Origin of the sequence: Paraburkholderia phenoliruptrix (assembly GCF_019511605.1) — a bacterium.
GTDB lineage: Bacteria > Pseudomonadota > Gammaproteobacteria > Burkholderiales > Burkholderiaceae > Paraburkholderia > Paraburkholderia phenoliruptrix_A.
In genome coordinates, this window is the sequence record NZ_JAEUAV010000024.1 from 18,032 (window position 1) to 42,337 (window position 24,306).

A 24,306-nucleotide genomic window follows, 5' to 3' on the forward strand; every position below is an offset into this window, starting at 1 on the left:
CGGGGTGGTGCAATAGAAATTTCACGGTGAATAAAAATGGAAAATGCATTCCATTTATGCGATGCGCTGCCTATAATCGGCAACGTCAACAGGCGGTGCGGCGCGTGTTGCGAAGCCTCTGCCGCACTGCGATAAAGCAACGAAGAGAGAGCCATGGCGGACGAGAGCACCGAAGAAGCGCAGAGCGTCGAAGAATTGATGCAGCGCATCGCGGAAAACTACGAGGCGCTGCCGCGTCAGTTGAAAAACGTCGCGACGTATATCGAGCAGCATCGCGCGAGCGTGATGGTGGATCGCACGAGCGACATTGCCGCGAGCTGCGGGGTGCATCCGTCGGCGGTCGTGCGCTTTGCGCAGCGCTTTGGCTTTTCTGGTTTCTCGGATTTGCAGGCGGTGTTTCGTCAGGCGTACACGGGGCAGGGTGCATCTTCGCCGAGTTATCAGCAGCGTATTCGCAAGTTGATCGACGAGAAGCCCGGTGCGCTCTCAGGCGGTGCGGTGGCGCGCGAGTTCATTGCGGCTTCGCGCAGCGGTCTTGAAGAACTCGAAGCGGGGCTCGACGACAAGCAGTTCGACGCCGCCGTGAAAATGCTGCAACAGGCGGACAACATCTATGTGATCGGCGTGCGGCGTTCGTTTCCGGTGGCGAGCTATATTGTCTATGCGCTGCAGCACACGCCCAAGCGCGTGCATCTCGTGTCCGGTTTCGGCGGCATGTATCGCGAGCAGATTCGCAGCGTGAAGAAGGGCGACGTGGTGATTGCGATCAGTTTCGCGCCGTATGCGAAAGAAACGCAGTATTGTCTGCGCATTGCGCATCATCATCAGGCGAAGACACTGGTTATTACGGATAGCCAACTATCCCCGCTTGCGCGCTACGCCAGCACGCAACTGTATGTGAAAGAGGGCAGCGCGTTCGCGTTCCGCTCGCTGACCAGCACCATTTGCCTGTGCCAGGCGCTTTTCATCGCGCTTGCGTACAAGCTCGAACTGAACGTAGAAGAAGCTAAAGACACTGGAGGATACGATGACTGACGCAGCAAAACCGATCGACGTCGCGGTGTTCGGCGCGGGCCGCATCGGCAGGATTCACGCGGCCAATCTCGCGCGGCAGCCGGGCGTGCGGCTCAGGTACGTGGTCGACGTGAACCGCGAAGCGGCGGCTGCGCTCGCCGCCGCGCACGGCGCACAGGTGGCGGATGTCGACGGCGCAATGGGCGACGCGTCCATTGGAGCAACGGTGATCTGCTCGAGCACCGACACGCATGCCGATCTGATCGTGAAGTCGGCCGCGCAGAAAAAACACGTGTTCTGCGAAAAGCCGGTGGACCTCACGCTCGAGCGCGCGCGGGCCTGCGCGGACGCGGTGGAGCGCGCGGGCGTGGTGTGCATGATCGGCTTTCAGCGCCGCTTCGACCCGACGTTTTCTGCGCTAAAGGCGCGGCTCGACGCCGGCGAGATCGGCACGCCGGAAATGCTGGTGGTGACGAGCCGCGATCCGGGGCCGCCGCCTGTCGAATACATTCGTCATTCGGGCGGCATCTTCAAGGACATGCTGATCCACGACTTCGATATTTTCCGCTGGATTCTCGACGACGAAGCCGACACGCTGCATGCCACCGGCAGTTGCCTCGCCGATCCGGCAATTGCAGAGGCGGGCGACATCGATTCCACTGCGGTGACGATCCGCACGAAGCGTGGCCGCCTGTGCCAGATCAACACCGCGCGGCGCGCCGCGTATGGCTACGATCAGCGCTTCGAAGTGTTGGGCAGCACCGGCATGCTGCAGGCGGGCAACGTGCGGCCCACCGAAGTCACCGCCTACTCGAAGACCGAAGTGTCCAGCGACGTGCCCGAGGCGTTTTTCCTCGAACGATATCGCGCGGCCTATGCGCTGGAAATTGCGCATTTCTTCGAGGCGGTGACCCAGGGTAAGCCGGTGCGGACTACCGTCGCGGACGGCGTGAAAGCGCTCGAACTCGCAGAAGCCGCTGCGCAATCGTGGCGCGAAGGCCGCGCGGTGAAGCTCGACGGGGCCGTGCGATGAACGTGCTTGCAATGTCGGGCGAGAACAGGGCGCGCTTGCGGCGCGTGCGTATCGGCGTGGCCGGGCTAGGGCGGCTCGGCAAGCGCCACGCGCAGAATCTGGCTTACCGCGTGCCGGGCGCGGAACTCGTCGCCGTGTGCAGTCCGCTTGGCGAAGAGCTGGCGTGGGCGCGCGAGACCTTGCCGGCGCCGGGGCTTTACGACGATTACGCGGAACTGCTGGCCGACAGCGAAGTGGATGCCGTGTGGCTCGTCACGCCCTCGGCGCTGCACGCGCAGCAGATCGTGGACGCGCTGCGCGCCGGCAAGCACGTGTTTTGCGAAAAGCCTTTGTCGCTCGATCCCGCCGAATGCGAGCGCGTGCTGGCCGAGGCCGCGCGCTTTCCGCATCTTCAGGCGACCATCGGCTTCATGCGCCGTTTCGATCCGAGCTATCAGGACGCGTTCGGCAAGATCGCTGCGGGCACCATCGGCCGGCCGTTCCTGGTGCGCTCACAGACCGCCGACAAGAACGATTTCGACGGTTTTTTCGTGCGATTCGCTGCGACTTCCGGCGGCATCTTTCTGGATTGCACGGTACACGACATCGACATTGCCCGCTGGCTGCTCGGCAAGCCGCGTGCGACGCGCGTGTTCGCGGCGGGCGCGATTGCGCTTCACGAGGGTCTGCGCGAGTTCGGCGATGTGGATAACGGCGTTGCGATCTGCGAATTCGAGGGCGGCAAGCTCGCGATGTTCTACGCGTCGCGCACCCAGGCGCATGGCAACGATACGCATAGCGAAGTAATCGGCACGGCTGGCGCGCTGGCTATTGGCCACAATCCGCGCGCGAATCGTGTGGAGATTTACGACGCAGCCGGCATTCGCAACGAATGCACGCCCACCTTCTTCGACCGTTTCGAAGAAGCGTTTCTGCTGGAGGCGCAAGCGTTCGTCGCGTCGATCCGGGACAAGTCGGCGGGGGCCCTGCAAGCGGGTGCGACGCTCGCCGACGCGCTCGAGGCGACGCGCATCGGTCATGCGCTGCGACAGTCCTTGCAGAGCGGGCAGGCGGTCACGCTCTGACGCGGGGCGGCGCGCGGCGGCACCGGCAAGGCGGCGAAGGCTGCGGTAGAATTTGACCCTCTGTCCGGCGTCGCATACGGCGCCTCGTCCCGAAGGTCATCGTCGATGCAAATTCAGGTTCACAAGGAAGTCGATGCGCGCGGGCTGATGTGTCCGCTGCCCATCCTGCGCGCCAAGAAGGCGCTCGCCGACATGGAAAGCGGCCAGATTCTCAAGGTTCTCGCCACCGACCCCGGCTCGCAGCGCGACTTTGCCGCGTTCGCGAAGCAGACCGGCAATGAGATTATCGAGAGTTCGGCGCACGACAAAGTGTTCACGTTTCTGATGAAACGCCGCTAGGACTCGCAGCGGCCGCGCCACGGCGCGAGCGCTTATTCCGCGCTCAGCTTATGCCCAGTTCACGCTCGCGTCCCACTCATTCGGCGCCAGCTTCGAGTTCGCTTCGCGCGCTCTAAAACAAAAGGCGCTGTGCCCGCCAAAGCGAAGCACAGCGCCTTTTCCGTTTGTACCCGGCGCGAGGCGGCGGCCGGGTCTTGCGCGGCGCAGCCTCAGCCTCAGCGTCATCCTTCCAGCACGGGCGAACGCGTACGCAGGTATTCCTCGAAATCCGCTGCCACTTCCGGATGGCGCAGCGCGAATTCCACAGTTGCCTTCAGATAACCGAGCTTGCTGCCGCAGTCGAAACGCGTGCCGTGATACTTGTAGGCGAGCACCTGTTCGTCGGCGAGCAGCGACTGGATTGCATCCGTGAGTTGCAATTCGCCGCCCGCGCCAGGCGTGATAGCGCGGATGTGGTCGAAAATGCGCGGCTTCAACACGTAGCGGCCCACCACGCCGAGGTTCGACGGTGCCACGCTCGGCTCCGGCTTTTCGACGATGCCCGACATCTTGATGATCGAGTCTTCCCATTCCTTGCCGTCGACAATACCGTACGACTTGGTGTCTTGCGGCGGGATTTCTTCCACGCCGATCACCGAGCTGTGATAGTGGTCGAACACCTCGATCATTTGCGTCATGACGGGCGGCGTGCCGTACAGCAAGTCGTCCGCGAGAATGACGGCGAACGGGTTGTCGCCCACCAGCTTCTCGGCGCACAGCACCGCGTGGCCGAGGCCGAGCGCTTCCGGCTGACGCACGTAGAAACAGTCGACGTGGCTCGGCTTGATGCTGCGCACGAGTTCCAGCAGCTTGTCCTTGCCGCGTGCCTCGAGTTCGGCCTCGATTTCATACGACTTATCGAAATGGTCCTCGATCGCACGTTTGCTGCGGCCCGTGACGAAGATCATTTCCGTGATGCCGGCCGCCATCGCTTCTTCCACCGCGTATTGAATCAGCGGCTTGTCGACGATGGGCAGCATTTCCTTCGGGCTTGCCTTCGTGGCAGGGAGGAACCGGGTGCCAAGACCTGCTACCGGAAATACCGCCTTTGTAACTTTTAGCATGTGATTTACCCTGAGTCCTCTGGTTTAGCTATCAGTCCGTGTCTGCCGCGCGGGCAGGCACGGAGCGTCGATCAGGCCGGCAAGCGCGCGAACTGCGCTTTCAGCTTGCCGACAGTCGCTTCGAATTCCGCCAGCCTTTTCTGCTCCTGCTCGACGACTGCGGGCGGCGCCTTCGCGACGAAACTTTCGTTTTGCAGTTTGGCATTGCACTTGACGATTTCCGTGCTCAACCGCGCAATTTCCTTCGACAAACGCTCGCGCTCGAGTGCGACGTCGATCTCCACCTTCAGCACGAGCTTGTCACTTCCCACGATAGCAATTGGCGCGCCATCTGCCTGCGCGTCAAGCGTTGCCTCGTCGGCAATGATCTGCACTTCGGATAGACGGGCGAGTGCCTGCGCGTACGGAGCAAAAGTGGCAAGACGCTCCGCGTTGCCGGTGGCGAGCAGCGGCACCTTCACTGCCGGCGAGAGATTCATTTCGCCGCGCAGGTTCCGGCACGCATCGATCACCGCCTTCAGGTCGGCCGCCCATTGCTCTGCTTCTTCGTCGATTTTCGACATCTCGGCAACGGGATACGGCTGCACCATGATGGACGCTTCGCCCTCGGCTTTGCCCGCGGGATAACGCCCGGCCAACGGTGCAACCTTCTGCCACAGCGCCTCGGTAATGAACGGAATCACCGGATGCGCGAGGCGCAACACCGTCTCGAGCACGCGCAGCAGGGTGCGCCGCGTGGCGCGCTGCTGGTTCGGCTGACCCGTCTGGATCTGCACCTTCGCGAGTTCGAGATACCAGTCACAGTATTCGTCCCACACAAACTTGTATAGGGCGTTGGCCACATTGTCAAAGCGATAGTCGGCAAAACCCTTGGCGACCTCGGCTTCCACGCGCTGCAGAAGCGACACGATCCAGCGGTCCGCCGACGAAAAATGCAGATGCCCCTGCGGCCCGCATTCGCCGCATTGTTCCGGCTTGCCGAAACCGCAGTCGTGGCCTTCGCAGTTCATCAGCACGAAGCGGGTGGCGTTCCACAGCTTGTTGCAGAAGTTGCGGTAGCCCTCGCAGCGCGCCAGGTCGAAGTTGACGTTGCGCCCGAGCGTGGCCATGGAGGCCATCGTGAAGCGCAGGGCGTCCGTGCCGAAGGCCGCAATGCCCTGCGGAAACTCCTTGCGGGTTTTCTTTTCGATCGACGCCGCCTGCTTCGGATTCATCAGGCCGGTGGTGCGCTTGGCGACGAGCGCGTCGAGTCCGATGCCGTCGACGATATCGATCGGGTCGAGCGTGTTGCCCTTGCTCTTCGACATCTTCTGGCCTTCGGCATCGCGCACGAGACCGTGTACGTAGACCGTGTTGAACGGTACTTTGCCGGTGAAGTGCGTGGTCATCATGACCATGCGCGCGACCCAGAAGAAAATGATGTCAAAGCCCGTGACCAGCACCGACGAGGGCAGGAAGTGCCGCAACTCCTGCGTGTCGTTCGGCCAGCCGAGCGATGAGAACGGCACGAGTGCCGACGAGAACCACGTGTCGAGCACGTCGTCGTCGCGCTTGAGCGGACCCGTGTAGCCGGCTTCTGCCGCTTTCTCGCGCGCGCCTTCCTCGGTCCTCGCAACGAAGATCTCGCCGTTTTCGCCGTACCACGCGGGAATCTGATGACCCCACCAGAGCTGGCGCGAGATGCACCAGTCCTGGATGTTTTCGAGCCACTGGTAGTACGTGGAGGTCCAGTTTTCCGGCACGAATTTGATCTGGCCGTTGCGCACCACGTCGAGCGCGGTTTCGGCAATCGACTTGCCCGGGTTGAACGTGCCCTCGGGCGCCGGCTTGCTCATTGCCACGAACCACTGGTCGGTGAGCATCGGCTCGATCACGACGCCGGTACGGTCGCCGCGCGGCACCATCAGCTTGTGCGGCTTGACCGATTCGAGCGCGCCGAGCGCTTCCAGGTCGGCGACTACCTGCTTGCGGGCTTCGAAACGGTCGAGGCCGCGGTACTTTTCCGGCGCGTTCTCGTTGATCTTCGCGTCGAGCGTGAGAATTTCGATTTGCGGCAGCTTGTGGCGCAGGCCGACCTGATAGTCGTTGAAGTCGTGCGCGGGCGTGACCTTCACGACGCCGGTGCCGAATTCGCGGTCGACGTAGTCGTCGGCAATGATCGGCACTTCGCGGTTCGACAACGGCAGCGTGACCGTCTTGCCGATCAGGTGCGCGTAGCGCTCGTCTTCCGGATGGACCATTACGGCGGTGTCGCCGAGCATGGTTTCCGGACGCGTGGTGGCGACCGTCAGGTGCCCGGAGCCGTCGGTGAGCGGATACTGGATGTGCCACAGGTGGCCGTTTTCTTCTTCGCTGACAACTTCGAGGTCGGAGACGGCGGTGAGCAGCACCGGGTCCCAGTTCACGAGGCGCTTGCCGCGATAGATCAGGCCCTGTTCATAGAGGCGCACGAACACGTCGCGCACGGCGGCCGACATTTTGTCGTCCATCGTGAAGTATTCGCGCGACCAGTCGATGGAGGCGCCGAGGCGCCGCACCTGGTTCGTAATGGTCGAGCCCGATTGCTGCTTCCATTCCCAGACGCGTTCGACGAACTTCTCGCGGCCGAGATCGTGGCGCGATACGCCCTTGGCGTCCAGTTGCCGTTCGACGACGATCTGCGTGGCGATGCCCGCGTGGTCCGTGCCCGGCACCCACAGCGTGTTTTCGCCCAGCATGCGGTGATAGCGGGCGAGGCCGTCCATGATGGTCTGGTTGAACGCATGGCCCATGTGCAGGGTGCCGGTAACGTTCGGCGGCGGCAGCTGGATCGAGAAGTCTTTGCCGTTCCCGTTGAAGGAGGGCGCCGCGTAGGCGCGCTTTTCCCATTCCGGGCCCCAGTGGGCTTCGATGGTGTGGGGCTCGAAGCTCTTGGCAAGGGTGGAAGCGCTCTGGGTATCGCTCTGCGTGTCGCGCTGTGTGTCCGGGTGGGTGTCGCTCGGGGTCTCGCTCATGTGTCGATCGGCTGGTAAATGCGGAGAATGTTCGATTATAAAGGGCGCCGGGGGCGCGGGCCCTGTTTTGGGATTTGGGGGCGGCGGTGGTTTTTTCGTTCGCCCGGCGTTGTTTGTCCGCAGAAAGGGCCAACGAGCCTGAACCACGACAGCCTGCGCACGCCGGAAAACAGGAAGAGCCCCGAAAAAGCCCAAAAAAAGCCCGCCGCCGCTGGGGCATATAATGTCGAACACCCCGCCGTCCCTCCGAAAAAATGCCCGACCTGCTAGCCAATCTCAACCCCGAACAACACGCCGCCGTCACGCTTCCCAACGAGCCCGCGCTCATTCTCGCCGGCGCGGGCAGCGGTAAAACCCGTGTGCTCATCACGCGCATTGCGTGGCTCATCCAGCAGGGTCTCGCGTCGCCGGCCACCATTCTGGCCGTGACCTTCACCAACAAGGCCGCGCGCGAAATGATGTCGCGCCTTTCGGCGCTCTTGCCCATCGACACGCGCGGCATGTGGATCGGCACCTTCCACGGCCTGTGCAACCGCATGCTGCGCGCGCATCACCGTGACGCCGGGCTGCCCGCCACGTTCCAGATTCTCGATACCGCAGACCAGCTCTCCGCGATCAAGCGTCTGATGAAGGGCCTGAACATCGACGACGAAAAGTACCCGGCGAAAAACCTCCAGTACTTCATCAATAACGCCAAGGAACAGGGACTGCGCCCGAAAGACGTCGACGCTACGGACAACTTCAACCGCAAATTCGTCGAACTTTACGAAGCCTACGACCAGCAATGCCAGCGCGAAGGCGTCGTCGATTTTCCGGAACTGCTGCTGCGCTGCTATGAACTGCTCGCGCACAATCCGCCGCTGCGCGCGCACTACCAGGCACGCTTTCGCCACATTCTGGTGGACGAGTTCCAGGACACCAACAAGCTGCAATACGCGTGGCTGAAACTGCTCGCAGGCCAGACCAACGCGATTTTCGCGGTCGGCGACGACGACCAGTCCATTTACGCATTCCGCGGCGCGAACGTCGGCAACATGCGCGACTTCGAGCACGAGTTCAATGTCCGCCATCTGATCAAGCTCGAGCAGAACTACCGCTCGCACGGCCATATTCTCGACGCCGCCAACCAGCTGATCGCCAACAATTCGCGGCGTCTCGGCAAGAACCTGCGCACGGACGCCGGCCACGGCGAGCCGGTGCGCGTGTACGAGTCCGCGACAGACACGCAGGAAGCCGGCTGGATCGTCGAGGAAATCAAGGCGCTCATCAACACCGGCACGTCGCGCAGCGAAATCGCCGTGCTCTACCGCAGCAACGCGCAGTCGCGCACGATCGAGCACACGCTCGTGAATGCGGGCATCGCGTATCGCGTGTACGGCGGTTTGCGCTTTTTCGAGCGTCAGGAAGTCAAGCACGCGCTCGCCTATCTGCGCCTGATCGACAATCCGAACGACGACACCGCGTTCGCGCGCGTCGTCAATTTCCCGACGCGCGGCATTGGCGCGCGCTCCATCGAGCAACTCGCGGACGCTGCTCGTCTGTACAACTGCTCGATGGCGGCGGCCATTCCGTATGTCGCGGGCAAGGCGGGCTCGAGCCTGGCGGCGTTTGCCAACCTGATCGGCAAGATGCGCGCCGAAACGCAGCAGATGAGCTTGCCGGAAACGGTCGAATACGTGGTGCGCGCAAGCGGCCTCGCCGACTTTTACCAGAACGAGCGCGAAGGCCAGGACCGGCTCGAGAACCTGCAGGAACTGGTCAACGCGGCCGCGGCCTTCGTCAGCGAAGAGGGCTACGGCATGGACACGCCCGCGCGTTCCATTCCGCTACGCCCCGGCGCGAGTGCCGCGCCGGAACTGGCCGTCGCCACCGACGACCCGAGTACCGTCGTGCTGGACGCGCCCGGTATTGCCGAGCCCGCGCAGAATCCCGACACGATGACGCCGCTCGCGGGCTTCCTGTCGCACGCGTCGCTCGAAGCGGGCGACAACCAGGCGCAGGCCGGCCAGGAAGCCGTGCAACTGATGACGGTGCACGCGGCAAAAGGTCTGGAGTTCACGGCGGTGTTCATCACGGGCCTCGAAGAGGGTCTCTTCCCGCACGAGAACAGCGCGATGGAATCGGACGGCCTCGAAGAAGAGCGGCGTCTGATGTACGTGGCGATTACGCGCGCGAAGGAGCGGCTTTATCTGTCGTTCGCACAAAGCCGGATGCTGCACGGCCAGACGCGCTACAACATCCGCTCGCGTTTCTTCGACGAACTGCCGCAGGAAACGCTCAAATGGCTCACGCCCAAGGTCGAGGCGGGAGCGCGTTGGGGCGGCCGCTCGGACAACGCGGGCTACGGGCGCGACTGGTTCGCGCGGCCCGACCGTCAGCAGGGCTACGGCGGCGGCGCGGCGAGCCCGGCGGCGCCGCTGCCGGCTTTTGCCAACGAGCAGCGCGCGGCGGAAACCGGTTTTCGCGTCGGGCAGCAGGTGTTCCACACCAAGTTCGGCGAGGGCACGATCACCGCGCTGGAAGGCGGCGGCACGGATGCCAAGGCGCAGGTCAAGTTCAAGCGCCACGGCGAGAAATGGCTCGCGCTCGCGGTCGCCAAATTGCAGGCGGTCGAATGAGCGGCGTTCAGGATGGCAATGCCATGACGGGTGAAGGCGGAGGGCGGGACGATTCGCAGCCACATTCGCAGCCACATTCGCAGCCACATCGGCAGTCATATCCGCAGGCCGGTAATGCGCAAGTCTCGCGGCGTCCGCTCGGCATTCTCGCGGCCTTGCCGCAGGAGCTCGGCGATCTGATCGAGGCGATGCGCGCCGAATCGGGCGTGCGCACCGTCACGCACGGCCGGCGCGATTATCACCTCGGCACAGTCCACGGCGCGCCGTGCGTCGTCACGCTCGCGCGCGTCGGCAAGGTCGCGGCGGCGGCTACCGTGAGCGCGCTGATTCACGCATTCGATGTCGAGGCCGTCGTTTTCACCGGCGTTGCGGGCGGTGTGGGCGACAGCGTGCGGGTGGGCGACATCGTCGTGGCCAACGCGCTATTGCAGCACGATATGGACGCGTCGCCGCTCTTTGCGCGCTTCGAGGTGCCGCTGCTCGGCATGTCGCGCTTTGCCGCCGACGCCGCGCTCGCCGCGCAACTGGCCGAAGCCTGCGAGCGTTTTGTAGCGGAAGAGGGTGCCGCCGCGGCGGCGCGTTTCGGCACACGCGAGCCGCGCGTGCATCGCGGGTTGATTGTCAGCGGCGACCAGTTCGTCGCCAGTTCGGCGGGTGTGCTGGCGCTGCGCGAAGCGCTACCTGATGCGCTCGCGGTCGAGATGGAAGGCGCGGCACTCGCACAGGTCTGTCACGAGTACGGCGTGCCGTGCGCGGTGGTGCGCACCATTTCCGATACCGCCGACGATCACGCGCCCTCGTCGTTCGTCTCGTTTCTCACGGAGATCGCGGGGGCGTATTCGAACGCGATTCTTGCGCGCTTTCTGAAGGCGCGCGGGGCGAGGTGACGCCAGCCGCGGCGCGCGACCCGGCAACACAGCGACACGGCGCTAATCCGCTAAGCCGCCTCATCGCAGCCACCGAAAGCCCCACCGCTCCAGTCGACTACGTGCCCAACCCCTCGCGCACCTGCTGCAACGCAGCTGGATCTTCGATGGTCGGCAGCTCGCCAGGCTCGCGTCCCTCCGCGAGCGCCGCGATGGCCCGGCGCAGCAGCTTGCCCGAGCGCGTCTTCGGCAGCATCGACACGATCACCACACGCGCAGGCCGCGCAATCGCGCCGAGCTGCCGGTCCACCGTGGTAGCCAGTTCGGCTTGCAGCTTCGTGCGTGTGCCGGTGTCCGCGTAAGCCTGCGGGTCGCGCAACACCACGAAGGCCATCGCAGCCTGGCCCTTCACCGGATCGGCCACGCCCACCACGGCGACTTCGGCGACGGCCGGATGGCTCGACAGCGCTTCCTCGATCTCGCGCGTGCCGAGCCGATGACCGGCGACGTTGATCACGTCGTCGGTGCGGCCGAGAATCGTCACGTAGCCGTCTTCGTCCTGAATGCCCCAGTCGAAGGTCGAATACACCTGCTGGTTCGGAATGCTCGACCAGTAGGTGCTGACAAAGCGTTTGTCGTCGCCCCATACCGTGGACATGCAGCCGGGCGGCAACGGATAGTTCAGCGTGAGCACACCCTTTTCGCCGGGCGGGCAGGGCTCGCCCGTCAGCTCGTTGCGCAGGACCAGGTCGAAGCCGGCGGACGGCACGCCGGGCGAACCGAGTTTGGTGGGCAGCGCCTCGACGCCGCGCGGAATCGCGAGCATCGGCCAGCCGGTTTCGGTTTGCCAGTAATTGTCGATCACCGGTTTGCCGAGCGCGCCGGCAATCCATGAGGCGGTTGGCTCGTCGAGGGGCTCGCCAGCGAGGAACAGCGTGCGCAGGCTCGAGAGATCGGCGTTTTGCAGAAGCGCCGGGTCCTGTTTTTTCAGCACGCGCAGCGCGGTCGGCGCGGTGAACATCAGATTGATGCGGTGCTGTTCGACGAGGCGCCACCAGATTCCGCCGTCCGGGCGAATCGGCGTGCCTTCGTACATCACGGTGGTGAGCCCGGCAAGCAGGGGCGCGTAGACGATATAGCTATGACCGACCACCCAGCCGACATCGGATGCAGTGAACATCGTGTCGCCCGCTTTGCCCTGGAAGATATATTCCATCGACGCGGCAAGCGCGACCGCATAGCCGCCCACGTCGCGCTGCACGCCCTTCGGCTTGCCCGTAGTGCCGGACGTGTAGAGCACATACGACGGTTCGCTGGATTCGAGCCATTCGCAGGGCACGTGTGCGTCGAAAAACCGTTCGCGCAGCGGTTCGTAGTCGACCAGATAGTTGGCGTTCAGCCGTTCCGGCGCGAGTTGCCGGTCGATCAGCAGCACGCACGGGGTCTTGTGGGCCGCGCGCGCGAGCGCTTCGTCGACGAGCGGCGTGTAGTCGATCACCTTGCCGCCGCGCGCACCGGCGTCGGCGGTCACGATCAGCACCGGCTTGGCGTCGTCGATGCGCGCGGCCAGATTCGGCGCCGCGAACCCGCCGAACACCACGGAATGAATGGCGCCGAGGCGTGCGCAAGCGAGCATCGCGAAGAGCGCTTCCGGGATCATCGGCAGATAGAGCAGCACTACGTCGCCGCGCTTTACGCCTAGCGAGCGCATGACCGCGGCCATCCGGTTGATCTCGGCGTGAAGCTCGGCGTAGGTGTAGCGCCGCTCGATGCCGGTTTCCGTCGACACATATACCAGCGCGTTCTGCTGCGCGCGCTCGACGAGATGCCGGTCCACCGCGTTGTGGCACAGGTTCGTGCGCCCGCCGACAAACCAGCGCGCAAACGGCGGGTTGGAGCGGTCGAGCACGGTGTCGAACGGCGTTTGCCAATGGATGCGCCGCGCCTCTTCGCGCCAGAACGCCTCGGGATTTTCGATAGAACGGCGGTGGAAGTCGCGGTAGCGGGTCATCTGCGGCGATCCTTCGAGGGCGGGTGGGCAAAGTTCGAGGCGCGGCCGCGCAGGGCGGCGGCGCAAGACGTGAGGCGCGTGAAGGAAGCATAGAGTACGCGCCGTGTGGCGGACAACGCGGGTTCACCATGAGCGGCGCGCGCGGGACCCGGCGGCGCCAAAAGAAAAGGCGCCGCAGCGCCTTGTCTTCATGCATCGGACTTTGCTTCCAACCCGAAGCTATCAGGCCTTCGCGCGCTTGCCTTCCACATCCGGCAGAAACACCGTGAGCACGCCGATCAGCGGCAGGAACGAGCAGACCTTGTACACATACGCGATGCTGGTCGCGTCGGCGAGTTCGCCGAGCACCGCCGCGCCGATGCCGCCGAGCCCGAACGCAAAGCCGAAGAAGAGTCCCGCAACCATCCCGACCTTGCCCGGAATCAGTTCCTGCGCATAGACGAGAATCGCCGAGAACGCCGAAGCCAGAACCACGCCGATGATGACCGTCAGCACGCCGGTCCAGAACAGGTTCGCGTAGGGCAGCAGCAGCGTGAAGGGCGTCACGCCGAGAATCGACGCCCAGATCACGTACTTGCGGCCGATGCGGTCGCCGACCGGTCCGCCGATCATCGTGCCCGCGGCCACGGCGGCAAGAAACACGAACAGATGGATCTGCGCCGCCTGCACCGGCAGATGGAACTTGTCGATCAGATAGAACGTGAAATAGCTGTTGATGCTGGCGAGGTAGAAATACTTCGAGAACACCAGCAGGATCAGCACGCCCATCGCGAACATGACCTGATTGCGCGACAGCGTCGCGTGAGCGGTCTGGCTGCGCACCTTTTTGACCGACGGGTGCTGCTTGTACCAGCGGCCGATCTGCGCGAGCACGACGATCGCGACGAGCGCCGCCACGGAGAACCACGCGATGCTGCGCTGGCCATGGGGAATCACGATCAGCGCGGCGAGTAGCGGGCCGAGCGACGATCCCGCATTGCCGCCCACCTGAAAGAGCGACTGCGCGAGTCCGTGGCGCCCGCCGGAGGCCATGCGCGCCACGCGCGACGATTCCGGATGAAACACCGACGAGCCGCAGCCCACCAGCGCCGCCGCCACCAGCAGCAGGCCGAAGTTGGGCGCCATCGACATCAGCAGCAGCCCGGCGAGCGTGAAACCCATGCCGACCGGCAGCGAATAAGGCTTCGGATGCTTGTCGGTATAGATGCCGACGAGCGGTTGCAGTAGCGACGCGGTGATCTGATAAGTCAGCGTAATCAGGCCGATCTGTCCGAACGACAACGAGAAGTTGTCCTTCAGCATCGGATAAATGGCCAGAATCAACGACTGGATCATGTCGTTGAGCAGATGCGAAAAGCTGATCGCGCCGAGCACGGAGTACACCGTGCGTTGCACTTTGGCGGCGGGTTGGCCGGCGAGCGGCGTGGCGCTCGAAGCTGCGGCGGCAGGCGCGGCGCTGCCGGTGAGGGGTGACGCGCCGGCAATGGCGCGTTTGTCGAGGCTGGTTTCCATGCGCTTTTATAAGGGAAAGGAAGGGGCAACAACTGGGCGCACACGCCGCGCTGCGGGCTTGCGTCGTTGCGGCATAACGACGCGGCGTCGCGTGTACTCAGCTATTTGTCGCAGTTTAATGTGGCTTGGCTGAAATGTAAGGACAAGTTTTGTCGAGAATCGGACACGACATGACCGCAGCGGCGTCGGCAGAGAAATCGGACGGGCGGATTTTTGGCCATGTATAAAACGGGCGCGGCGCGCGCTCACAAAGCGGTGCGCCGAGGACCGGGCGAGATAAAGTCGGCATTCGGACAAACTGCGCTAAAGATCGCGGACGCTAATGCCGTAGACCCGGAGGAAAAGAAGCAATGCCGGGAACAGACCTTTGCGGCAGGTTCAAGAACGTGGGACGGGGAATATGAAAGCAGTTTCGCTGGGTAGCCGTAAGCGCGCGGGCTTCGTTGCGGACGCAGGGGCGGCGGGCCGATTGCCGTCGCAGGGCAAGGGCAGCCGTTCGCGAGCCGTGCGGCTCAAGGGGCTCTCGGTCAAGACCATGTTGCGCCTCGCGTTCGCGGTGCTGTTGATCGGCACGCTGGCGATCGGCGTGTTTTCCCTCGCGCAGATCAGCCGCCTGAACGCCTCCGCGCAATCCATCTACGATCAGGGCCACATTGCGAGCCGCGCTGCCGAGGAAGCCCGCGGCCACATGCTGCGCGCAAGCCGCGCGCAAAAAATGCTGCTGACCGCGACCACCGCGAAAGAGCGTGACGAGCTCGGTGTGGACATCGACAAAGGCTTGAGCGGCCTCGCTGCGGAAACCGCCACGCTGCAACAGTACGTCGACAAGTCCGACGTGCGGGCCGTCGAGCAGCAGAAAAAATTCGCCGCAGCGGTCACCGTGTGGAGCACGCACTTGCGCGACTTCGTGACGCTCGTCAAAGCGCAGCCGCTCGACCTTTCGCAGATGAACTGGCAGGTCGGCACGCAGGACGTGTCGCTGCTGGTGGAAACCGGCAAGCTCGAAAAGCTCGTCGACGAACTCGTCAAAGAGCGCGGCACCGCCGCAAAGGCCACCATCGACGCGTCGGGCTTCATCTATCACTCGTCGTTCGTGATGCTGGCGGTCATGACCATCGGGCTGATCGTGCTCGCCGCCGTTGTCAGCGAGTGGGTGGTGCGGCGCCTCGCGCGCCAGTTGGGCGGGGAGCCGGCCTACGCGAAGGAAATCGCAAGCCGCATTGCGGCGGGCGATCTGTCCAGTCACATTACGCTCGGGCGCAAGGACAAGTCGAGCGTGCTGTACGCACTGCACGACATGCAAAGCGGTCTTGCGACCACCGTGTCGGACATTGCGTCGAGTGCGGATGCGATTGCGACGGCTTCGAGCGAAATTTCGATGGGCAACCTCGATCTGTCGAAGCGCACGGAGCAGCAGGCAATGGCGCTCGAGCGCACCGCGACCAGCATGGAGCAACTGACCTCGACGGTCCGGCAGAACGCCGACAACGCGAAGCAGGCGAGCACGCTGGCGAACAACGCGTCGGAGATCGCGGAGAAGGGCGGCGAAGTGGTGAGCCGCGTCGTCGCGACAATGAACGAGATCAACGACAGCGCGCGCAGCATCGGCGACATCATCGGCGTGATCGAGGGCATTGCGTTCCAGACGAATATCCTTGCGCTGAACGCGGCGGTCGAGGCGGCACGGGCCGGCGAGGAAGGGCGTGGTTTTTCGGTGGTCGCCGCCGAAGTGCGCAACCTCGCGCAGCGCAGCGCGGCTGCCGCGAAGGAAATCAAAGGATTGATCAGCACCTCGGTCGAGCGCGTGAGCAACGGTTCGACGCTCGCACAGGACGCCGGCCAGACGATGGACGAAGTGGTCAAGGCGGTCAAGCGCGTGACCGACATTATGGGCGAAATCTCGGCGGCTTCGTCGGAACAGAGCGCCGGTATCGAGGAAATCAACCTCGCCGTCGCACAAATGGATTCAGGCACGCAGCAGAACGCGGCGCTCGTCGAGCAGGCGACCGCGGCTGCCAGATCGCTCGACGATCAGGCGCACGGTCTCAAACAGATGGTGGGCAAGTTCCGGCTTTGATTGCAGGCCGCGGGCGGGGGCAATTGCCCGGCCGCCGCCGCTGTCGAGCCGGGTGCGCCGGCTCGTTCTCCGCTCAGGTTTCTTTGACGATCACGGTACAGGTCAGCCCAGCCGCGAGCATCACACCGTCGGGGACCGCGTCGATTTTCACGCGCACCGGCACGCGTTGCGCGAGCCGGACCCAGTTGAATGTCGGGTTCACGTCGGCGAGCAGTTCGCGGCTTTGCGGGTTGTCGCGGTCGTAAATGCCGCGCGAGACGCTCTCGACGTGGCCTTGCAGCGTGCCGCCGCTCATCAGCCGGACTTCCGCCTTGTCGCCGACATGCACGTGCGGCAGCTTGGTCTCCTCGAAGTAGCCGTACACCCAGAACGAGTGGCTGTCGACAATGGCGAGCTTCGCCGCGCCGGCCGTCGCGTAGTCGCCGCGAAACACGTTCAGGTTCGCCACATAGCCGTCGACGGGCGACACCACGCGAGTGCGCGCGAGATTGAGCCGCGCGGCATCGAGCGCGGCGAGCGCCTGCTGATAGGCAGCCTCGGCGGCCGACGCGGTATGCGCCGCATTCTCCTGACTCTCTTTCGACACCACCAGCGAATCCATGTCCGCGCGACGCCGCGCGTCGTCGCGGCGCATCTGCAACTCGGCCTTGCGCGCGGCCACCGCTGCCTGCGCCTGCTCGACCGCGATCTGGTAGTGCGACGGATCGATCTGCATCAGCAGATCGCCTTTCTTCACCAGCTGATTGTCTTTCACCGGCAACTCGACGACGGCGCCCGACACGTCCGGCGCGACGTTGACGATTTCGGCGCGCACACGTGCGTCGCGCGTCCACGGTTCGTCCATGTAATGGACCCACAGCACGCGTCCAAGCAGGATGGCGACGATAAAAATAACGGCTGTCGCGACGAAGCCGACAAGATTTCGAATGGTCATGTTTCGACTCTGATCAACGATAAACGGCGAGGCCCAGCACGCCGCACACACAGACGAGCAGGCTGGCCCGGAACAGTGACGGGTGCCACACCACGCGATAGACGCCCGTATAGGCGATCAGGCGATCGAGCACCCAGGTAAGCGCCGCGCCCGCGATAAACAGCAATACGATGGCGGGCACGTAGGCGTCGAAAACGGCAATGTCACGCGGCATGAGGAACTCCTTGCGAGGCGTCGGCCGGCGCGCCCGTCAACGGCGCAAGCGGAGACTGCGGGTCGAGCAACGCGGTACGAATGAAATGCAGATGGCTCAGGATGCGCTGTAGCTGGTGGCGCTCCTCGCGCGGGCTGGCCGCGCCCGCCGGGCCGGTCAGATTTGCGAGCAGCCCCCGGACGGCGCTGATCGCCTCGTTGGTGGCGCCGAGTGCGCGCTCGAAGCGCCGGCCTTGCGGCCGCTCAAACAATGCAGTCAGCGCGTCGCCCATGCTGCGCAGTGACGCGCGCCACGGCATGGTCTTCGCATAGCGCGGGTCGGCGGGCAGCGTGGCCAGTTCGCGGCGCAGATCGATCACCGCATTGCCGATTTCGAGCACCGCGAACAGCCAGCGCAAGGTGTCGCGCCGCGCGGCCGGGTCGTTGCGTGCAAGCGCGTTGATCTGGAACATCAGATCGCGCGCGCCGCTCTCGAAGCGCGAGCGCACGCGGCTCATCCGCGCACGGTTCGCGAGCACCACTTGACGGCGCAGGTCGCCAAGCAGCCGGTTGCGCAGCCACGGTGTGGACGGCGGCAGCAACACGGCAAACCCGAGCGACGACACCAGCATCGACAGCACAAGCGCGATCGCGTCGTTGATGAAGCCGCTCGGGTCGTAATGCACCAGGTTGTCCGGCCCGGCGAGAAAGCTGAAGAAGATGCAATAGCCGACGCCGTAGCCCGCGAGCGCGGGTCGCGTCGTCATGAACACGCCGAGCAGCAGGAACGGCGCGAGGGCGGCGCACAGCAGCGCAAAGCCGTCGATGTGCGGAAACACGCCGTACACCGCGAGCATGCCGGTCAGCGACGCCGCGAGCGTGCCGCCGGCCATCTGGAACACGGTGCGTTTCGGGTCGGGCGACGACGACGCCAGCGCGCACACCGCCGCCGCGTTCAGCGTGAGCGTCGAGCCGCTCGGCCACGCGGTCGCAATCCAGAAGGCGCCGAGCGCCATCATCACCAGCGCCGCGCGCAGGCCGGCCACGCCCGCCGCGAGCGCGTTCGTCTTCGGCTCGTAGCGCTCGACCCAGCGCTCGCGCTCATGCGTGTCCACGGCGAGCGACGCGTAGGTGGCCGCATACGCATGCAGATCGTCGATGAAGCGATACAGTAATTCCGCGCCCGTGTCGAAGTCGAGCAACGGCGCGTCGGGATGCGTTTCGAGCGTGGCGCGGGTCGCGCGCACGCGGCGTGGCAGCGCGGCTTTGTAGGCGTCCAGTTGCGCGGCGACGTGGGCGGCGTCAGCGGCGCTCAGCACCGGCTCGCCGGACTTCGCGAGCAGCGGTGCGATTTCCTTGAAGTACGGCTCGAGCGCGTCGATGGCGATGTTCGCGCCGTGCGTGCGGGCGTTGCGCAAGCGGTTCATTAGCTGATGCAGCGCGTGAAAGCGCGTCGACGCCGTCATGAACTCGCTGTTCAGGCGCGCGAGGCGGCCGGCGCGCATGCGCGAATCCGGGCCTTCGAATACGGCGACGCTGCGCGCCGCCTCGAAGCCGACAATGTCAGCGACAAAGCGCGCGTTGGTCGCCTCGATCTGAGCGCGGTCGTTGCGGCCGGCCAGCGACGCCGACACGTAGTCGACAAAAGCCGAGAAGCGCGCCCGCACGGCGCCGCGCATCTGCAAGCCGGCGAACTGCGGGAACACGAGGCCGCTCACCGCGCCCGCGCAGACGATGCCGAGCACGACTTCCGCGACGCGCGTGAGCGCACTGAGAAACGCGCCGTCCGGATGCTGCGCGGCGGGAATGCCGATCAGCGCGGCGGTATAGCCCGCGAGCACGAAGCCGTAAGACCGGAAGTTGCGGTTGCGCGCGGCGCCGGCGGTGCAGATGCCGACCCAGATCGCCGTCGTCGCAATGAACAGTTCCGGCTGTTGCGAGAAAAGCCCGATCAACGCCAGCATCACGACGAGCCCGACCAGCGTGCCGCAGATCCGGTAGAAGCTCTTCGCGAACACCATGCCGCTTTGCGGCTGCATCACGATGAACACAGTGGTCATTGCGGTGCGCGGCTGCGGCAAGTCGAGCTTCATCGCAATGCCGAGCGCGAGGAAACAGGCGGCGAGCGCCTTGAAGAGGTACAGCCACGTGAGGCCGTCGCTGCGCGCCCAGTCCGCGGCCGCGCTCAACCAGGCAGAGACTGACGCGGGGCGCGACGCCCAGGCGGGGGAGGATGACATGGCGGGCCTCCTTAATACGTTGACGGCGCGCCGGCTGCGGCCGCGCCGTTGTGCGCGCCCGTTGCGTTGCGGGCCGCGAGGGGTGTCGGGGCTGCGGCGAGCGGTTGCCCGGGCGCGTGACGAAGCCCGACGTCGGCGGAGCTGTCGGCCGGCTGTCCTTGACTCGTGGCTCGGCCTTTGCCTTCGTTGTTGTGCGCGTCGTTGCCTTCGTCGTTGCGTGCGTCCTTGCCAGGGGTGTTGCCTTCCCCTTCGCGTGGCCCCGGTAGCGTCTGGCTGACCTGCGGGCCGTTGCGCGGTTCGTCGAGGCCGCCGCCGAGCGCCGTGACCAGCGACGCATGCGCGCCGAGCCGCTCCGCCTGAATCTTCGCCACGCCTTCCTGCGCGCGCAGCAACTGGTTCTGCGCGATCAGCACGTTCACGTAGTCGGTCAGACCGCGCCGATAACCTTCGCGCGACAACTCGTAATTCTTGCGCGCGGCGGCCACCGATCGTTCGGCATCCTGCGCCTGCGTGGTCAGCGAACGCATGCGGATCACCTGATCGGAAATGTCCTTCAACGCGCCGACAATCGTCTGGTTGTACTGCTGCACGGCTTCGTCGTAACTGGCCGTTGCCGCGCCGAGCTGCGCGCGCAGGCGGCCGCCGTCGAAAATGGGCAGCGAGAGCGCCGGTCCGGCGCTCCAGCTATGCGACGGATTCTTCAGGAACTGGAACAGCGGACCCATGGCCGCGTAGCCGCCAATCGACGCCAGCAGGTCGATGTCCGGATAGAAGCCGGCCTTCGCGACGTCGATACCGCGCGCCTGCGCGGCCACGCTCCAGCGCGCGGCGACCACGTCCGGCCGATGACCGATCAGCTCCGCGGGCAGCGCGGCCGGCAAGCCGGCCGGCGCGGCAAGCGAGAGCGCCGGCCGCTGGAGCGAGTCGCCCGCGCCCGGGCCCTTGCCCGCGAGCGCTGCCAACTGGTTGCGGCCGAGCGCGATTTTCTCCTCGAGCGCATCGATTTGCCGCTCGTATTCCGGCAGCGGCGTTTCGGCCTGGCTCACTTCCAGTTGCGTGCCGATGCCGCCCTTCAGGCGCCGGTGGGCCAGGTCGGCGATTTGCTGCTGTTGCTGCAGGGTCGCGCGGGCAATGTCGAGCAGCGCGTAGTTCAGCGACATCTCGATGTAGGTGCGCACCACGTTCGCCTGCAGCTCGAGTTGCGCGGCGCGTGCATCGGCGGCACTGGCATGCGCGGCGTCGAGCGCGCGCTCGGCCGCGTTGCGGTCCTTGCCCCACAGGTCGAGGTGATAGGAAAGCGCGAGCGTGCCGGTGTTGTTCCACGACTGCTCGCCGGCGAGCGGGCCGGGACCGTAGTACAGGTTGTCGGCCCATTTCTGGCGCTTGATCGACAGGTCTGCGTTCACCTGCGGCGCGAGCGCCGAGCGTGCGACGCCCGCCATCGACATGGCTTCGCGCACGCGTGCCTGCGCTGCTGCGAGGCTCGGGTTGCCGGCCAGCGCCGCTTCGATCCACGCGTCGAGTTGCGGATCGCGGTAGGTACGCCACCAGTTGGCGACGGGCCATTGCGCGTCGGCCGCGGCCGCGCGGATCGCATTGCCCGCGTCGAGCGAAGCCGCGTCGGTGCGGCTTGCTTGCGGCGCGATGCCCCCGGTACTTGCACAGCCGGCCATTGTTAATAGGATCGTAAGAACCGCGGCTGCGGCGACCCTTTTCGTTACCGGAGACTGCACCATTTCCTCCACAATTTGACGGTAGAAGCGATTCGCCGATTATATTTTTTGACGGATTGCGGAATAACCGGTAAAGATGCAAGGGATTCTTACGAGGACTGAGATAATCGTCTTTGCGATCCGTGCAACAATCTGGCAGTCAGTCGCTACACACTTGGGCAGTAAGGAAAAGGTATGGATACGCTCCAGAACATGCGCGTATTTGTCCGCGTCGTCGAAGCGGGCAGTTTCACCGGTGCTGCGCAGCACCTGAACACGACCACCGCCTATGCGTCGCGCGCGGTTTCGGATCTGGAAGCGCATCTGCGCACGCGTTTGCTGAATCGCACCACGCGCCGCATCGCGTTGACCGAAGCCGGCGAGCGTTACTTGCAGCGCTGCGAGCAGATCCTCGCGTATGTCGATCAGGCCGAAGCCGAGGCGAGCGACGCGCATGCGCGTCCGTCCGGCAAGCTGAAGGTTCACGCAATGACGAGCTTCGGCCAGCACTATGTGGTGCCGGCCGTGGGCCGCTACCGGGAGCGCTACCCGGAGGTGCAGGTGGAACTGACGCTCGCGCAGCGCATGCCGGACCTGCTGGACGAAGGCTTTGACGTGGCGCTCACGCTCGCCACCGGGCTGCCCGACTCGGGGCTGGTGTCGCAGCGCCTTGGCAGCGCGTTCAGCATTGCGTGCGCGTCGCCGGCTTATCTGGAAAAGCACGGCGTGCCACAAACGCCGTCCGACCTCGCGCATCACACCTGCCTGCAAATTGTCACGCCGGTGTTCCCGCCGGATAAATGGACGTTCGACGGTCCGAACGGCGAGGAGACCGTCACGCTCGGGCCGGCCACGTTCCAGGTGAACGTGGCCGAAGCGATGGCCGTGGCGGCGACGAGCGGCATGGGCATCGGCCTGATCCCGCTCTATTCGGCGATCAGCGGCCTGCGCAAAGGTGAGCTCGTGTGGCTGCTGCCGGAGTACACATCGCAGGAAATGAATCTGTATGCGTTGTATCCGTCGCGCCAGTATCTGGACGCGAAAATCCGTACGTGGATCGAGCATTTGCGCGAGGAGCTTCCGTCGACCCTCGCGGTCGATCAGGCCGAGTTGCGGCAGTTTGCGCGGAGTTGATGGGTCGGTAAGTGGCTGGGTAGGGGGCTGCGTAGGAGGCTCAGTAGGAGGCTCGGTAGGCGACTCGCCAGGCCGCTCCCTGGCGGCTCGGCGGCTTGCGTGCGGGTTCGCCAGGCGGCTCTGCGGGCTGCGTGCGCCTTAGTGTGCACCTCGGCGCGGTGCTTGGCCGGCCGCCCGCCGCGCTGCGGGCGAGAGCAAGTTGCAGCCCGTTACATCCGCGCCGCGCCGCAACATTTCCTTACTTCCGCCTGCGGATCGATTTGCTACCGTGTGGCTAACGCGCGGCGTTCGACGAGCGCGTTGTTTCCGCCGCCACCGTTCGGCAACCGCAAACACCGAAGCACGAGGATTTCATGGATACGCATCTGATGATCGGCGTGGCCGTCATGTTTGGACTGATCGGCATAGCCGCATCTCGCGACCTGCTGCGTCGCCTGCGCGAACAGCAGCCGCAACTTGCACCGGTCAAGGTCGAGCGTTCGCAAGCGCGGAAGTCGCGCAGCGGCCGGTAGCGGATCATTGTTCGCGGTTCGCGGTTCGCGGTTCGCGGTTCGCGGCCGCGGCGAAGCGGCGCCAGGATTGCCGGGAGCGGCAGCGAGCCGCGGCGAGCCGCAGCGTTAGATTTCGACGACCTTGTCCCACGCAAAGAGCGGATTCTCCCACTGCCCGGTGCGCCGGTCGTAATAGCCGCGCGGATTGCACACCACGCGCGTGCCGTTCACCGTGTAGTCGAACGGCGTATGCGTATGCCCATGAATCCATAGCGCGACGGGCGCCCGCACGAGTTCGGGCAGGTGGTTGACGAAGCCGGCGGATGCGCGGTCCTGTGCGTAACGCTCGGCGAGGCTCAACCGATGCGGCGCGTGATGCGTGACCACGATCGTCTGGCCGGCAAAGGGTTTAGCGAGTTCGTGCGCGAGCCACGCACGCGCCTCGCGATGCAGTGCGAGTGCGTCGCTGGGCGCGAAGTCGCGCGCCTCTGCCTGTGCGCGGTCTGCCAGGTCGTGCGGCCAGTTCACCTGGATCAGGCCGCGAAAGTCGAGCATGACGCGCCGCGACACCTCGATCGACTCTTCCAGCGCGGCGCTGTCCGCGCCGAACAGCGCGAAGTCCGTCCAGAGCGTCGTGCCGAGCACGCGCCAGCGGCCCTGCGGGTCGACCAGCGCGGCGTTGTTCAGCACGTGCACGTTGTCGACCTGCGCGGCCGCGTCGTACAAGGCGGTTTCAAGCGCGCCGAATTCGCCGTCGTAGTACTCGTGATTGCCCGGCACGTAGACCACCGGCGCCGCGCCGTCGAACACTTGCGCGGCCCAGCGCGGACCCGCCGCGTGATTGTGAATGTCCCCGGCCAGCACGATCAGATCCGCTTGCGCATGCGGGATCAGTTCTGGCTCGTCGTTCTCGAGATGCAGATCGGACAGCACGCGAATTTTCACGAAAGGGCTCCTTGGCAGGCTTGGCTTC

Annotated in this window: 18 protein-coding genes; 9 read left to right on the forward strand and 9 right to left on the reverse strand. The window is 65.0% G+C overall.

Annotated elements, in window-relative coordinates; all coding sequences use genetic code 11:
• Positions 1-153: 153 nt before the first annotated feature.
• From JNB89_RS24315 to JNB89_RS24330, 4 genes are all read left to right on the forward strand, one after another.
• Complete coding sequence (locus tag JNB89_RS24315) at positions 154-1,035, forward strand: MurR/RpiR family transcriptional regulator (RefSeq protein WP_013339964.1); 882 nt, start codon at positions 154-156, stop codon at positions 1,033-1,035.
• The gene (gene iolG, locus JNB89_RS24320; RefSeq protein ID WP_013339963.1) at positions 1,028-2,047 is read left to right on the forward strand and encodes an inositol 2-dehydrogenase; all 1,020 of its coding nucleotides are present in this window, start codon (positions 1,028-1,030) and stop codon (positions 2,045-2,047) included. The genes JNB89_RS24315 and iolG overlap by 8 nt, the downstream gene beginning before the upstream one ends.
• On the forward strand, positions 2,044-3,111 hold the full coding sequence (locus JNB89_RS24325) for a Gfo/Idh/MocA family oxidoreductase (protein WP_220363901.1): 1,068 nt from the start codon (positions 2,044-2,046) through the stop codon (positions 3,109-3,111). The genes iolG and JNB89_RS24325 overlap by 4 nt, the downstream gene beginning before the upstream one ends.
• Positions 3,112-3,222: 111 nt before the next feature.
• Complete coding sequence (locus tag JNB89_RS24330) at positions 3,223-3,450, forward strand: sulfurtransferase TusA family protein (protein ID WP_220363941.1); 228 nt, start codon at positions 3,223-3,225, stop codon at positions 3,448-3,450.
• A 221-nt stretch (positions 3,451-3,671) separates the two neighbouring features.
• On the opposite strand, the gene galU is transcribed toward JNB89_RS24330, so the two are convergent.
• Together galU and JNB89_RS24340 are read right to left on the reverse strand one after the other, a co-directional pair.
• Positions 3,672-4,553, reverse strand: a complete 882-nt coding sequence (galU, locus tag JNB89_RS24335) for a UTP--glucose-1-phosphate uridylyltransferase GalU (RefSeq protein ID WP_013339960.1) — start codon at positions 4,551-4,553, stop codon at positions 3,672-3,674.
• Positions 4,554-4,624: 71 nt separating this feature from the next.
• Complete coding sequence (locus JNB89_RS24340) at positions 4,625-7,546, reverse strand: valine--tRNA ligase (RefSeq protein WP_220363902.1); 2,922 nt, start codon at positions 7,544-7,546, stop codon at positions 4,625-4,627.
• Between the two features lie 254 nt (positions 7,547-7,800).
• Between JNB89_RS24340 and JNB89_RS24345 the strand changes: the two genes are divergently transcribed.
• Positions 7,801-10,164 carry a UvrD-helicase domain-containing protein gene (locus JNB89_RS24345; RefSeq protein WP_135894918.1) on the forward strand — a complete coding sequence of 788 codons (2,364 nt, stop codon included), beginning with the start codon at positions 7,801-7,803 and terminating at the stop codon, positions 10,162-10,164.
• Entirely contained in the window at positions 10,161-11,051 is an 891-nt protein-coding gene (locus JNB89_RS24350; RefSeq protein ID WP_220363903.1) for a 5'-methylthioadenosine/adenosylhomocysteine nucleosidase, read from the forward strand. The genes JNB89_RS24345 and JNB89_RS24350 overlap by 4 nt, the downstream gene beginning before the upstream one ends.
• A 97-nt stretch (positions 11,052-11,148) precedes the next feature.
• Here the strand turns inward: JNB89_RS24350 and JNB89_RS24355 are convergent, their stop codons facing one another.
• Together JNB89_RS24355 and JNB89_RS24360 are read right to left on the reverse strand one after the other, a co-directional pair.
• The gene (locus JNB89_RS24355; protein WP_220363904.1) at positions 11,149-13,041 is read right to left on the reverse strand and encodes a propionate--CoA ligase; all 1,893 of its coding nucleotides are present in this window, start codon (positions 13,039-13,041) and stop codon (positions 11,149-11,151) included.
• A gap of 222 nt (positions 13,042-13,263) precedes the next feature.
• A complete protein-coding gene (locus JNB89_RS24360) occupies positions 13,264-14,553 on the reverse strand; it encodes an MFS transporter (RefSeq protein ID WP_013339955.1) in 1,290 nt (429 codons plus the stop codon).
• A gap of 400 nt (positions 14,554-14,953) precedes the next feature.
• Here JNB89_RS24360 and JNB89_RS24365 point away from each other — a divergent pair, with 400 nt between their 5' ends.
• Entirely contained in the window at positions 14,954-16,630 is a 1,677-nt protein-coding gene (locus JNB89_RS24365; protein ID WP_135894915.1) for a methyl-accepting chemotaxis protein, read from the forward strand.
• Between the two features lie 73 nt (positions 16,631-16,703).
• On the opposite strand, the gene JNB89_RS24370 is transcribed toward JNB89_RS24365, so the two are convergent.
• From JNB89_RS24370 to JNB89_RS24385, 4 genes are read right to left on the reverse strand one after another with little or no spacing between them, the layout of a single operon-like run.
• Positions 16,704-17,564, reverse strand: coding sequence for an efflux RND transporter periplasmic adaptor subunit (locus JNB89_RS24370; RefSeq protein WP_220363905.1), 861 nt, complete (start codon positions 17,562-17,564; stop codon positions 16,704-16,706).
• A 13-nt stretch (positions 17,565-17,577) separates the two neighbouring features.
• Positions 17,578-17,778 carry a DUF1656 domain-containing protein gene (locus tag JNB89_RS24375; protein ID WP_013339952.1) on the reverse strand — a complete coding sequence of 67 codons (201 nt, stop codon included), beginning with the start codon at positions 17,776-17,778 and terminating at the stop codon, positions 17,578-17,580.
• The gene (locus JNB89_RS24380) at positions 17,768-19,996 is read right to left on the reverse strand and encodes an FUSC family protein (protein ID WP_220363906.1); all 2,229 of its coding nucleotides are present in this window, start codon (positions 19,994-19,996) and stop codon (positions 17,768-17,770) included. Before JNB89_RS24380 ends, JNB89_RS24375 begins: the two co-directional genes overlap by 11 nt.
• An 11-nt stretch (positions 19,997-20,007) precedes the next feature.
• Complete coding sequence (locus JNB89_RS24385) at positions 20,008-21,729, reverse strand: efflux transporter outer membrane subunit (RefSeq protein WP_220363942.1); 1,722 nt, start codon at positions 21,727-21,729, stop codon at positions 20,008-20,010.
• Positions 21,730-21,903: 174 nt separating this feature from the next.
• Between JNB89_RS24385 and JNB89_RS24390 the strand changes: the two genes are divergently transcribed.
• Together JNB89_RS24390 and JNB89_RS24395 are read left to right on the forward strand one after the other, a co-directional pair.
• Positions 21,904-22,842: a LysR family transcriptional regulator gene (locus JNB89_RS24390; protein ID WP_220363907.1), complete on the forward strand. Its 939-nt coding sequence runs from the start codon at positions 21,904-21,906 to the stop codon at positions 22,840-22,842.
• Between the two features lie 353 nt (positions 22,843-23,195).
• Entirely contained in the window at positions 23,196-23,354 is a 159-nt protein-coding gene (locus JNB89_RS24395) for a hypothetical protein (RefSeq protein WP_220363908.1), read from the forward strand.
• A gap of 105 nt (positions 23,355-23,459) precedes the next feature.
• Here the strand turns inward: JNB89_RS24395 and JNB89_RS24400 are convergent, their stop codons facing one another.
• A complete protein-coding gene (locus JNB89_RS24400; RefSeq protein ID WP_220363909.1) occupies positions 23,460-24,278 on the reverse strand; it encodes a metallophosphoesterase in 819 nt (272 codons plus the stop codon).
• Positions 24,279-24,306: the final 28 nt, after the last annotated feature.